Origin of the sequence: Luteimonas soli, assembly GCF_042648865.1 — a bacterium.
Lineage (GTDB): Bacteria > Pseudomonadota > Gammaproteobacteria > Xanthomonadales > Xanthomonadaceae > Luteimonas > Luteimonas soli.
Map to the genome: position 1 here is coordinate 620,393 of NZ_JBHRYA010000001.1, position 12,335 is coordinate 632,727.

Here is a 12,335-nt window from a genome sequence, read left to right on the forward strand (position 1 = left end):
CCCGGATCCCAGCCCCCTGTTCCCCTCTTTCCGCTCCCGGAGAATCCAAATGAAAGACCTTCTGAACCTGTTCAACCAGCAGCGCCCGGCGCTCGACTTCGACGCGATCAAGATCGCGCTGGCCTCGCCGGACCTGATCCGCTCGTGGTCGTTCGGCGAAGTCAAGAAGCCCGAGACGATCAACTACCGCACCTTCAAGCCCGAGCGCGACGGCCTGTTCTGCGCCGCCATCTTCGGGCCGGTGAAGGACTACGAGTGCCTGTGCGGCAAGTACAAGCGCATGAAGCACCGCGGCGTGGTGTGCGAGAAGTGCGGCACCGAAGTGACGCTGGCCAAGGTGCGCCGCGAGCGCATGGGCCACATCGACCTGGCCAGCCCGGTCGCGCACATCTGGTTCCTCAAGTCGCTGCCGTCGCGCATCGGCCTGATGCTGGACATGACCCTGCGCGACATCGAGCGCATCCTGTACTTCGAGGCGTTCGTCGTCACCGAGCCGGGCCTGACCCCGCTCGAGCGCGGCCAGCTGCTCAACGAAGAGCAGTTCATGCAGATGCGCCAGGAACACGGCGACGACTTCGACGCCGCCATGGGCGCCGAGGCCGTGTTCGACCTGCTGCGCACGATCGACCTGCAGGCCGAGATGGTGCACCTGAAGGAAGAGATCGCCGCCACGGGCTCGGAGACCAAGCTCAAGCGCCTCACCAAGCGCATCAAGCTGGTCGAGGCCTTCCTCGAGTCGGGCAACCGCCCCGAGTGGATGGTCATGACCGTGCTGCCGGTGCTGCCGCCGGACCTGCGCCCGCTGGTCCCGCTGGACGGTGGCCGCTTCGCGACCTCCGACCTCAACGACCTGTACCGCCGCGTCATCAACCGCAACAACCGCCTGCGCCGCCTGCTCGAGCTCAACGCGCCCGACATCATCGTGCGCAACGAGAAGCGCATGCTGCAGGAGTCGGTGGACGCGCTGATGGACAACGGCCGCCGCGGCCGCGCCATCACCGGCACCAACAAGCGCCCGCTCAAGTCGCTGGCCGACATGATCAAGGGCAAGCAGGGCCGCTTCCGCCAGAACCTGCTCGGCAAGCGCGTCGACTACTCGGGCCGTTCGGTCATCGTGGTCGGCCCGACCCTGCGCCTGCACGAGTGCGGCCTGCCGAAGAAGATGGCGCTGGAGCTGTTCAAGCCCTTCATCTTCGCCAAGCTGCAGCGCCGCGGCCTGGCGACCACAATCAAGGCCGCCAAGAAGCTGGTCGAGCGCGAAGAAGCCGAGGTGTGGGACATCCTGGAAGAGGTGATCCGCGAGCATCCGGTGCTGCTCAACCGCGCCCCGACCCTGCATCGCCTGGGCATCCAGGCGTTCGAGCCGGTGCTGATCGAAGGCAAGGCCATCCAGCTGCACCCGCTGGTCTGCACCGCGTTCAACGCCGACTTCGACGGTGACCAGATGGCCGTCCACGTCCCGCTTTCGCTGGAAGCCCAGCTGGAAGCGCGCGCGCTGATGATGGCGTCCAACAACATCCTGTCGCCGGCCAACGGCGAGCCGATCATCGTGCCGTCGCAGGACGTGGTGCTGGGCCTGTACTACATGACCCGCGCGCTGGAGAACACCAACGGCGAGGGCATGGTGTTCGCCAACGTCGCCGAGGTGAAGCGCGCGTTCGACAACAAGGCCGCCGGCCTGCATGCCAAGGTCAAGGTGCGCATCACCGAGACCGTGACCGACGAGGAAGGCAACAAGCAGAAGAAGACCTCGATCGTGGACACCACGGTCGGGCGCGCGCTGCTGGCCGAGATCCTGCCCGAGGGCCTGCCGTTCGCGCTGGCCAACGTCGAGCTGACCAAGAAGAACATCAGCCGCCTGATCAACTCCTGCTACCGCATGCTGGGGCTGAAGGACACGGTCGTGTTCGCCGACCAGCTGATGTACACCGGCTTCGCGTACGCCACGCGCGCCGGCGTGTCGATCGGCATCGACGACATGATCATCCCGGAGAAGAAGAAGGGCATCCTCGACGAGGCCGAGGCCGAGGTCGTGGAGATCCAGCAGCAGTACCAGTCGGGCCTGGTCACCGCCGGCGAGCGCTACAACAAGGTCGTCGACATCTGGTCGCGCACCAACGAGCGCGTCGCCCAGGAAATGATGAAGACCATCGGCACCGAGACGGTGACCAACGCCAAGGGCGAGCAGGTCGAGCAGAAGTCGATGAACTCGGTCTACATCATGGCCGACTCCGGCGCCCGTGGTTCGCAGGCGCAGATCCGCCAGCTGGCGGGCATGCGCGGCCTGATGGCGCGTCCGGACGGCTCGATCATCGAGACCCCGATCACCGCGAACTTCCGCGAAGGCCTCAACGTCCTGCAGTACTTCATCTCGACCCACGGCGCCCGAAAGGGCCTCGCGGACACCGCGCTCAAGACCGCCAACTCCGGTTACCTGACCCGTCGCCTGGTCGACGTGGCCCAGGACGTGGTGATCACCGAGGACGACTGCGGCACGCTCGCGGGCCTGACCATGACCCCGATCGTCGAAGGCGGCGACGTGGTCGAGCCGCTGCGCGACCGCGTGCTGGGCCGCATCGTGGCCGAGGACGTGTTCGTCCCGGGCGAGGACGAGGATCCGATCGTCACCCGCAACACGCTGCTCGACGAATCCTGGGTGCGCAAGCTCGAGGACGCCGGCGTGCAGTCGATCAAGGTGCGTTCGACGATCACCTGCGAATCCTCCTTCGGCGTCTGCGCCAACTGCTACGGCCGCGACCTGGGCCGCGGCCACATCGTCAACCACGGCGAGGCCGTGGGCGTGGTGGCCGCGCAGTCGATCGGCGAGCCGGGCACCCAGCTGACCATGCGTACGTTCCACATCGGTGGCGCGGCGTCGCGTGCGGCGGCCATCGACAACGTGACGGTCAAGACCACCGGCTCGATCAAGTTCAACAACCTCAAGACCGTCGCGCATGCCAGTGGCCACCTGGTCGCGGTGTCGCGTTCGGGCGAGCTGTCGGTGCTCGACGCGCACGGCCGCGAGCGCGAGCGCTACAAGCTGCCCTACGGCGCCACCATCGACGTCAAGGACGGCGCAGCGGTCAAGGCCGGCCAGTCGGTCGCGCACTGGGATCCGCACAACCACCCGATCGTGTCGGAGGTCGCCGGTTTCATCCGCTTCGTCGACTTCATCGACGGCGTGACCGTGATCGAGAAGACCGACGACCTGACCGGCCTGGCCTCGCGTGAGATCACCGATCCCAAGCGTCGCGGCTCGCAGGGCAAGGACCTGCGCCCGATCGTGCGCATCGTCGACAAGAAGGGCGAGGACCTCACCATCCCCGGGACCGACCTGCCGGCGCAGTACCTGCTGCCGCCGCGCTCGATCGTCAACCTGCAGGACGGTGCCCCGGTCGGCGTCGGCGACGTGGTCACCAAGGTGCCACAGGAAGCCTCCAAGACCCGCGACATCACCGGCGGCCTGCCGCGCGTGGCCGACCTGTTCGAGGCCCGCAAGCCCAAGGACCAGGCGATCCTGGCCGAAAAGTCGGGCGTGGTCAGCTTCGGCAAGGACACCAAGGGCAAGCAGCGCCTGATCATCCGCGGCCCGGACGGCGACGAGCACGAGGAGCTGATCCCCAAGTACCGCCAGATCATCGTGTTCGAAGGCGAGCACGTGGAGAAGGGCGAGACCGTGGTGGACGGCGAGCCGAGCCCGCAGGACATCCTGCGCCTGCTGGGCGTCGAGCCGCTGGCCGTCTACCTGACCAAGGAGATCCAGGACGTCTACCGCCTGCAGGGCGTGAAGATCAACGACAAGCACATCGAGGTGATCGTCCGCCAGATGCTGCGCAAGGTCGAGATCACCGACCAGGGCGACAGCCGCTTCCTGCATGGCGAACAGGCCGAGCGCCAGCGCGTGCTCGAGGAGAACGCCAGGCTGGAGGCCAAGGGCGAGCTGCCGGCGAAGTTCGAGCCGGTGCTGCTGGGCATCACCAAGGCTTCGCTGGCGACCGAGTCGTTCATCTCCGCGGCCTCCTTCCAGGAGACCACCCGCGTGCTGACCGAGGCCGCGGTGCGCGGCACCCGCGATGGCCTGCGCGGCCTGAAGGAGAACGTGATCGTCGGGCGCCTGATTCCCGCCGGCACCGGCCTGGCGTACCATACGCAGCGCCGCAAGAACGCCTCCGGCCTCACCGACTCCGAGATGGACGCCCTGTCCGGCGCGATCGCCGGCGAGGCGGCCGCTGAAGTCGGCGAAGTCATGGCCGACGAAGCCTCCGACAACACCTGATACACCGTTAGCGGCGATCCCCTGAATGGGGTCGCCGGGTCCTCCGGGACCCACCAGATCACGAAATGAGGCGCCATGGACGCGCCTCGTGTTCGGCCCAGGAAGGGCGGGATCATGATCGCAGGCGCAGGCCGGCGACCCGAAGGGGTAGCCGGCCGGCCGGGTCCGGCTTGCGTTGACGCTAAGCGTCCGCGCCAGCTATACTTTTCCGTCTGGCAGGCCGGGGCTCACTCCGCCTGCCTTCGTTTTCACGACCGGGCCGCGGCCCGAACACAGACCCGAGACCGATGGCAACAATCAACCAGCTGGTGCGCAAGTCGCGCAGTCCCGAGACCTACCAGAGCAATTCGCCCGCGCTGGCGAACTGCCCGCAGCGTCGCGGGGTTTGCACCCGCGTCTACACCACCACCCCGAAGAAGCCGAACTCGGCCCTGCGCAAGGTGGCCAAGGTGCGCCTGACCAACGGTTACGAAGTCATCTCGTACATCGGCGGCGAAGGCCACAACCTGCAGGAGCACTCCGTGGTGCTGATCCGCGGCGGCCGCGTCAAGGACCTGCCGGGCGTGCGCTACCACACCGTGCGCGGTTCGCTCGACGCCGCCGGCGTGACCAAGCGCCGCAAGAGCCGCTCCAAGTACGGCGCCAAGCGTCCGAAGGGTTGATTCGGCTGGGCGTCCAGCCCGGGAAGCATTTGCAAGGCGGGCCTTGATCCGCCATCCGGAAGAAACGGCGGGTCGAGACCCGCCCTACAGAGAAACGAGCCATGTCGCGTAAAGGAAACACCCCGCAGCGTTCGGTGCTGCCCGACCCGAAGCACGGCAGCGAGACCATCGCCCGCTTCATCAACATGGTCATGTACAGCGGCAAGAAGTCGGTCGCTGAAAAGATCGTCTACGGCGCCATGGACGTGATCGGCGAGAAGAATCCGAACCCGCTCGAAGTCGTCGAGAAGGCGCTGGGCAACATTTCGCCGTCGGTCGAGGTGAAGTCCCGCCGCGTCGGCGGCGCCACCTACCAGGTGCCGGTCGAAGTGCGCCAGTCGCGCCGCATGGCGCTGGCGATGCGCTGGCTGATCGACTCGGCGCGCAAGCGCGGCGAGAACAGCATGCCGCGCAAGCTTGCCGCCGAACTGATCGATGCCTCGGAAAACCGTGGTGGCGCGATCAAGAAGCGCGAGGAAACGCACCGCATGGCCGAGGCGAACAAGGCCTTCGCGCACTACCGCTGGTGAGATAGCTCAAGGCGGCGCACGGACGTGCGCCGCAGGATGCCGGCGACGGCGTCCGCCCCGGGTGCCGCTGCGCCTCGCACGCCGCCCCCGATCCGCGACCCGGTACCGACCGGGTCGCACGACGATCCCGGAAGCCGCCGCAAGGCGGCGTCCGGCCATTTCCGGCCCTGGTCCACCGGGCACACATTACGAGAATCGCCGTGGCTCGCACCACTCCCATCGACCGTTACCGCAACTTCGGCATCATGGCCCACATCGATGCCGGCAAGACCACCACGTCCGAGCGCATCCTGTTCTACACCGGCGTCAGCCACAAGATCGGTGAAGTGCACGACGGTGCCGCCACCATGGACTGGATGGAGCAGGAGCAGGAGCGTGGCATCACCATCACGTCCGCCGCGACCACCGCGTTCTGGACCGGCATGGACAAGTCGATGCCGCAGCACCGCTTCAACATCATCGACACCCCCGGGCACGTCGACTTCACCATCGAAGTCGAGCGTTCACTGCGCGTGCTCGACGGCGCGGTGTTCGTGCTGTGCGCGGTCGGCGGCGTGCAGCCGCAGTCCGAGACCGTGTGGCGCCAGGCCAACAAGTACCAGGTGCCGCGCCTTGCGTTCGTCAACAAGATGGACCGCACCGGCGCCAACTTCGACAAGGTCGTCGGCCAGCTGCGTTCGCGCCTGGGCGCCTACGCCGTGCCGATGCAGGTGCCGGTGGGCGCCGAGGACGGCTTCGACGGCGTCATCGACCTGCTCAAGATGAAGCGCATCCACTGGGATACCGCTTCCCAGGGCACCGTGTTCGAATACGGCGAGATCCCCGCCGAGCTGGCCGAGAAGGCCGCCGAGGCGCGCTCGTTCATGGTCGAGGCCGCGGCCGAAGCCAACGAAGCGCTGATGGACAAGTACCTGGAAAGCGGCGAGCTGAGCGAAGAGGAAATCATCGCCGGCCTGCGCGAACGTACCCTGAAGGTCGAGATCGTCCCCGTGTTCTGCGGCACCGCGTTCAAGAACAAGGGCGTGCAGGCCATGCTCGATGGCGTGGTCCACCTGCTGCCGTCGCCGTCCGACCGTCCGCCGGTGCAGGGCATCGACGAGAACGAGAAGGAAGACACCCGCACGGCCGACGACAAGGCGCCGTTCTCCGCGCTCGCGTTCAAGATCATGACCGACCCGTTCGTCGGTTCGCTGACGTTCTTCCGCGTGTACTCGGGCGTGCTCAACTCCGGCGACCAGGTCTACAACCCGGTCAAGTCGAAGAAGGAGCGCGTGGGCCGCATCCTGCAGATGCACTCCAACGATCGCAACGAGATCAAGGAAGTGCGCGCCGGCGACATCGCCGCGGCCGTGGGCCTGAAGGACGTGACCACCGGCGACACGCTGTGCGCCCAGGACCACGTCATCACGCTCGAGCGCATGACGTTCCCGGAGCCGGTCATCTCGATGGCCGTGGAGCCCAAGACCAAGTCCGACCAGGAAAAGATGGGCATCGCGCTCGGTCGACTGGCGCAGGAGGATCCGTCCTTCCGCGTGCGCACCGACGAGGAATCCGGCCAGACCATCATCGCCGGCATGGGCGAGTTGCACCTGGACATCCTGGTCGACCGCATGAAGCGCGAGTTCAACGTCGAGGCCAACGTCGGCAAGCCGCAGGTCGCCTATCGCGAGACCATCCGCAAGACGGTCAAGTCCGAAGGCAAGTTCGTGCGCCAGTCGGGCGGCAAGGGCCAGTTCGGCCACGTGTGGCTGGAGATCTCGCCGCAGGAGCCGGGCGTCGGCTACGAGTTCGAGAACGCCATCGTCGGCGGCGTGGTGCCGAAGGAATACATCCCGGCCGTCGACAAGGGCATCCAGGAAGCGATGGCCAGCGGCATCCTCGCCGGTTATCCGATCGTTGACGTCAAGGTGAAGCTGTACGACGGCTCGTACCACGAGGTCGACTCGTCGGAAATGGCGTTCAAGATCGCCGGCTCCATGGGCTTCAAGGAAGGTTTCGGCAAGGCCAGCCCGGTCCTGCTCGAACCGGTCATGAAGGTCGAGATCGTCACGCCCGAGGATTACCTCGGCGACGTGATGGGCGACGTCAGCCGTCGCCGCGGCATCCTGCAGGGCCAGGACGACAGCCCGACGGGCAAGATCATCAACGCGATGATCCCGCTGGGCGAAATGTTCGGCTATGCCACGACGCTGCGCTCGATGTCGCAGGGCCGTGCCACCTACACGATGGAGTTCGACCACTACGCGGAAGCGCCGGCGAACATCGCCGAGACGGTCACCAAGAAGTAAATCGTGATTCGGGATTCGGGATTCGTGATTCGAAAGAGCGCGGATCCCGCTTTCACCAATCACCAATTACCAATCACGAATCACGGAGTTCAAACCAATGGCCAAGGGTAAGTTCGAGCGCACCAAGCCCCACGTGAACGTGGGCACGATCGGTCACGTGGACCACGGGAAGACGACGCTGACGGCGGCGCTGACGAAGATCGGCGCGGAACGTTTCGGTGGCGAGTTCAAGGCCTACGACCAGATCGACATGGCGCCGGAAGAGAAGGCGCGCGGGATCACGATTTCGACCTCGCACGTGGAATACGAGTCCCCGACGCGCCACTACGCGCACGTGGACTGCCCGGGCCACGCCGACTACGTGAAGAACATGATCACGGGTGCGGCGCAGATGGACGGCGCGATCCTGGTGTGCTCGGCCGCTGACGGCCCGATGCCGCAGACGCGCGAGCACATCCTGCTGGCCCGCCAGGTGGGCGTGCCGTACATCGTGGTCTACCTGAACAAGGCGGACATGGTGGACGACGCCGAGCTGATGGAGCTGGTGGAGATGGAAGTCCGCGAGCTGCTGAGCAAGTACGAGTTCCCGGGCGACGACACCCCGATCGTGAAGGGTTCGGCGCTCAAGGCGCTGGAAGGCGACCAGTCGGAGATCGGCGTGCCGTCGGTGCTGGCGCTGGTGGAGGCGCTGGACACGTGGATCCCGGAGCCGGAGCGCGACGTGGACAAGTCGTTCCTGATGCCGGTCGAGGACGTGTTCTCGATTTCCGGTCGTGGCACGGTGGTGACCGGTCGCATCGAGCGCGGGATCATCAAGGTGGGCGACGAGATCGAGATCGTCGGCATCCGCCCGACGCAGAAGACCACGGTCACGGGCGTGGAGATGTTCCGCAAGCTGCTGGACCAGGGCCAGGCGGGCGACAACGCGGGCCTGCTGCTGCGCGGCACCAAGCGCGACGACGTGGAGCGCGGCCAGGTGCTGGCCAAGCCGGGCAGCATCACCCCGCACACGGACTTCGAGGCCGAGGTGTACGTGCTGAGCAAGGACGAGGGCGGTCGCCACACGCCGTTCTTCAAGGGCTACCGGCCGCAGTTCTACTTCCGGACCACGGATATCACCGGTGCGGTGACGCTGCCGGAGGGCACGGAGATGGTGATGCCGGGCGACAACGTGAAGATGGCGGTGCAGCTGATCAACCCGGTGGCGATGGACGAAGGCCTGCGTTTCGCGATCCGCGAAGGCGGCCGGACGGTCGGCGCCGGCGTGGTGGCGAAGATCGTCAAGTGACGATTGGCCAGCCCGGCGCCTAGGCGCCGGGCGCCAGCCAATCGCCATCCCCGAGCGCTCTAGTCGGGGATCCAGCGGTTGGCGCCATACCCGAGCGATCCAGCCGGGAATCCAGCTTCAAGACTCCCGGCACCCAGGAGCCGGGAACCGGAAAACCGATCAAAACGGGCTTGCAATGATTTTGCCCGTCCAGCTATAATGTTTGACTACTTCGCGGATTGCCCATGCGGCGCTTCGCGAAGACCGCGAAATGAGGCGCCGGATGCGCTTCGTTTTCGCCAGACACGGAAATGTCGCGTGGCAGAGCTCCACCCGCCCCGAAGTTCTTCGGGGCATACAGGGAGGGGCCAGCCGTCGCGTCTGCGATTCCCAAGTCTGGCGGACCGGGTGACCGGTCCGCTCTTTTGTTCAGGATACTGCCGAAGCTTGGATGTTGGCATCGGCAAGTCATTGTTTCCACGGGGTTTTGCGCATCCAGCCGCAAAACCTGTCGCTCTTTCAACGAAGGAACCTCCGTCATGGCGGACCAAAAGATCCGGATCCGGCTCAAGGCGTTCGATCATCGCCTGATCGACCGTTCGGCCAGCGAGATCGTCGAAACGGCCAAGCGGACCGGCGCGCAGGTGCGCGGCCCGATCCCGCTGCCGACCAAAATCGAGCGCTACACCATCCTGACGTCGCCGCACGTCGACAAGGACGCTCGCGACCAGTACGAAACCCGCACGCACAAGCGCGTGCTCGACATCGTCGACCCCAACGACAAGACCGTGGACGCGCTGATGAAGCTCGAACTCGCGGCTGGCGTCGACGTCCAGATCAAACTGACCTGAGGCCCGGACCATGACCGCGAAGAAATATTCGTTGGGCATCGTCGGTCGCAAGGCCGGCATGAGCCGCATCTTCACCGAGGATGGCGTGTCCATTCCGGTGACGCTGATCGAGGCGACCCCGAACCGCATCACCCAGGTGAAGACCCAGGAAACCGACGGCTACAGCGCCGTGCAGGTTGCCGTTGGCGTCAAGCGCGCCGCGCTGGTCAACAAGCCCGAATCCGGCCACCTGGCCAAGGCCAAGGTCGAAGCCGGCCGTGGCCTGTGGGAGCTGCGCGTCGCCGACGACAAGATCGCCGACTTCAGCGTCGGCGGCGAGATCAAGGCCGACATCTTCGAGGTCGGCCAGATCGTCGACGTCGAGGGCGTGACCAAGGGCAAGGGCTTCCAGGGCACGATCAAGCGCTGGAACTTCAAGATGGGCGACGCGACGCACGGCAACTCGCTGTCGCATCGTGCGCCGGGCTCGATCGGCCAGCGCCAGACGCCCGGCCGTGTTTTCCCGGGCAAGAAGATGTCCGGCCACATGGGTGCCGTGCGCCAGAGCACGCAGCGCCTCGAAGTGGTCCGGGTCGATGCCGAGCGCGGCCTGATCGCGATCAAGGGCGCCGTGCCTGGCGCGCCGGGCGGCGACGTGATCGTCCGTCCGTCGAGCAAGGCATAAGGAGAGACGACGATGGAACTTGCCATCAGAAATAGCAAAGAGAAGCTGTCGGTTTCCGACGCCGTGTTCGGCCGCGAATTCAGCGAGGACCTGGTCCACCAGGTGGTCGTTGCCTACCGCAACGCGGGTCGTGCCGGCACCAAGGCGCAGAAGACGCGCTCGGAAGTCAACGGCACCACCAAGAAGTCGAAGAAGCAGAAGGGCGGCGGTGCGCGTCATGGCGCGCTGACGGCCCCGATCTTCGTCGGTGGCGGCGTGACGTTCGCGGCCAAGCCGCGCAGCTTCGCGCAGAAGGTCAACCGCAAGATGTACCGCGCCGCGATCGCGGCGATCCTGTCGGAACTCAACCGCCAGGGCCGCCTGACGATCGTCGAGGCGTTCGACGTCGAGGCGAGCAAGACCAGTGACCTGGTGTCGAAGCTGAAGGATTTCGAACTCGGCCGCCGGCCGCTGATCGTGACCGAAGAGGCCTCCGAGCACCTGTACCTGTCCGCGCGCAACCTGCCGTACGTCGAAGTCCGCGACGTGCAGGGCCTGGACCCGGTGGCGCTGGTCAGCGCCGACAGCGTCCTGGTCACCAGCGACGCGGTGAAGAAGATCGAGGAGTGGCTGGCATGAACGACGCCAAGCTCTACAGCGTGATCCGTGCGCCGCGCGTGTCCGAAAAGACCGCGCGCCTGCAGGAAGTTTCCAACCAGTACGCGTTCGAAGTCGCCAAGACGGCGACCAAGGCCGACATCAAGTCGGCCGTCGAGCAGATTTTCAGCGTCGAGGTCCAGGCGGTGAACGTGGTGAACGTGAAAGGCAAGAACAAGGCCTTCCGCAACCGCCAGGGCACCCGTGGCGACTGGCGCAAGGCGTACGTGACGCTGGCCGACGGCCAGTCGATCGACGTGATGACGGTCAAGGCCTGAGGACGGACCGATGCCATTGATGACATTCAAACCCACTTCCGCCGGCCGCCGCAGCGCGGTGCGCGTGGTCACGCCCGACCTGCACAAGGGTGCGCCGCATGCGCCCCTGCTCGAGAAGCAGAGCAAGTCCGGCGGCCGCAACCACCACGGCCGGATCACCACCCGCCACATCGGCGGTGGCCACAAGCAGCATTACCGCATCATCGACTTCAAGCGCGACAAGGAAGGCATCCCGGCGCGCGTGGAGCGGATCGAATACGATCCCAACCGCACCGCGCACATCGCGCTGCTGTGCTATGTCGATGGCGAGCGCCGTTACATCATCGCGCCCAAGGGCCTGAAGGCCGGTGACCAGGTGATCGCGGGCATCGATGCGCCGATCAAGACCGGCAACACGCTGCCGCTGCGCAACATCCCGGTCGGTTCCACCGTGCACTGCATCGAGATGAAACCGGGCAAGGGTGCGCAGATCGCGCGCGCGGCCGGTGCCGGCGTGCAGCTGGTCGCTCGTGAAGGCGTCTACGCGACGCTGCGCCTGCGTTCGGGCGAGATGCGCCGCGTTCCGTCCGAGTGCCGCGCCACCATCGGCGAAGTCGGCAACGTCGAGCACAACCTCGAGAAGCTGGGCAAGGCCGGCGCCAGCCGCTGGCGCGGCGTCAAGCCGACCGTCCGCGGCGCGGCAATGAACCCGGTCGACCATCCGCACGGCGGTGGCGAGGCCAAGGCCGGCCAGGGCAACCCGCACCCGGTTACCCCGTGGGGCGTGCCGACCAAGGGCTACAAGACCCGCCACAACAAGCGGACGCAGCAGTTCATCGTGCGCGATCGCAGGAGCTGATAGACC

Annotated in this window: 10 protein-coding genes; all 10 read left to right on the plus strand. The window is 66.2% G+C overall.

The features are described 5' to 3' along the window. The first annotated feature begins 49 nt into the window (after window positions 1-49). The 10 genes from rpoC to rplB all read left to right on the plus strand — a co-directional run bounded on the left by rpoC (window position 50) and on the right by rplB (window position 12,329). Window positions 50-4,276, plus strand: a complete 4,227-nt coding sequence (gene rpoC, locus ACFONC_RS02830) for a DNA-directed RNA polymerase subunit beta' (protein WP_386742102.1) — start codon at window positions 50-52, stop codon at window positions 4,274-4,276. Between the two features lie 287 nt (window positions 4,277-4,563). Beyond that, window positions 4,564-4,938 carry a 30S ribosomal protein S12 gene (rpsL, locus tag ACFONC_RS02835; protein ID WP_386742103.1) on the plus strand — a complete coding sequence of 125 codons (375 nt, stop codon included), beginning with the start codon at window positions 4,564-4,566 and terminating at the stop codon, window positions 4,936-4,938. 101 nt (window positions 4,939-5,039) lie between these two features. Beyond that, window positions 5,040-5,507: a 30S ribosomal protein S7 gene (gene rpsG / locus ACFONC_RS02840; protein WP_027078973.1), complete on the plus strand. Its 468-nt coding sequence runs from the start codon at window positions 5,040-5,042 to the stop codon at window positions 5,505-5,507. Between the two features lie 200 nt (window positions 5,508-5,707). Continuing rightward, window positions 5,708-7,795 carry an elongation factor G gene (gene fusA, locus ACFONC_RS02845; RefSeq protein WP_386742104.1) on the plus strand — a complete coding sequence of 696 codons (2,088 nt, stop codon included), beginning with the start codon at window positions 5,708-5,710 and terminating at the stop codon, window positions 7,793-7,795. A gap of 97 nt (window positions 7,796-7,892) precedes the next feature. Further along, window positions 7,893-9,083: an elongation factor Tu gene (gene tuf, locus ACFONC_RS02850; RefSeq protein ID WP_386742105.1), complete on the plus strand. Its 1,191-nt coding sequence runs from the start codon at window positions 7,893-7,895 to the stop codon at window positions 9,081-9,083. Between the two features lie 518 nt (window positions 9,084-9,601). Continuing rightward, complete coding sequence (gene rpsJ / locus ACFONC_RS02855; RefSeq protein ID WP_024891232.1) at window positions 9,602-9,913, plus strand: 30S ribosomal protein S10; 312 nt, start codon at window positions 9,602-9,604, stop codon at window positions 9,911-9,913. Between the two features lie 10 nt (window positions 9,914-9,923). Continuing rightward, the gene (gene rplC / locus ACFONC_RS02860; RefSeq protein WP_386742106.1) at window positions 9,924-10,577 is read left to right on the plus strand and encodes a 50S ribosomal protein L3; all 654 of its coding nucleotides are present in this window, start codon (window positions 9,924-9,926) and stop codon (window positions 10,575-10,577) included. A gap of 12 nt (window positions 10,578-10,589) precedes the next feature. Beyond that, the gene (gene rplD, locus ACFONC_RS02865; protein WP_386742107.1) at window positions 10,590-11,195 is read left to right on the plus strand and encodes a 50S ribosomal protein L4; all 606 of its coding nucleotides are present in this window, start codon (window positions 10,590-10,592) and stop codon (window positions 11,193-11,195) included. Continuing rightward, complete coding sequence (gene rplW, locus ACFONC_RS02870; RefSeq protein ID WP_386742108.1) at window positions 11,192-11,491, plus strand: 50S ribosomal protein L23; 300 nt, start codon at window positions 11,192-11,194, stop codon at window positions 11,489-11,491. The genes rplD and rplW overlap by 4 nt, the downstream gene beginning before the upstream one ends. Window positions 11,492-11,501: 10 nt before the next feature. After that, on the plus strand, window positions 11,502-12,329 hold the full coding sequence (rplB, locus tag ACFONC_RS02875; protein ID WP_386742109.1) for a 50S ribosomal protein L2: 828 nt from the start codon (window positions 11,502-11,504) through the stop codon (window positions 12,327-12,329). Window positions 12,330-12,335 lie beyond the last annotated feature (6 nt).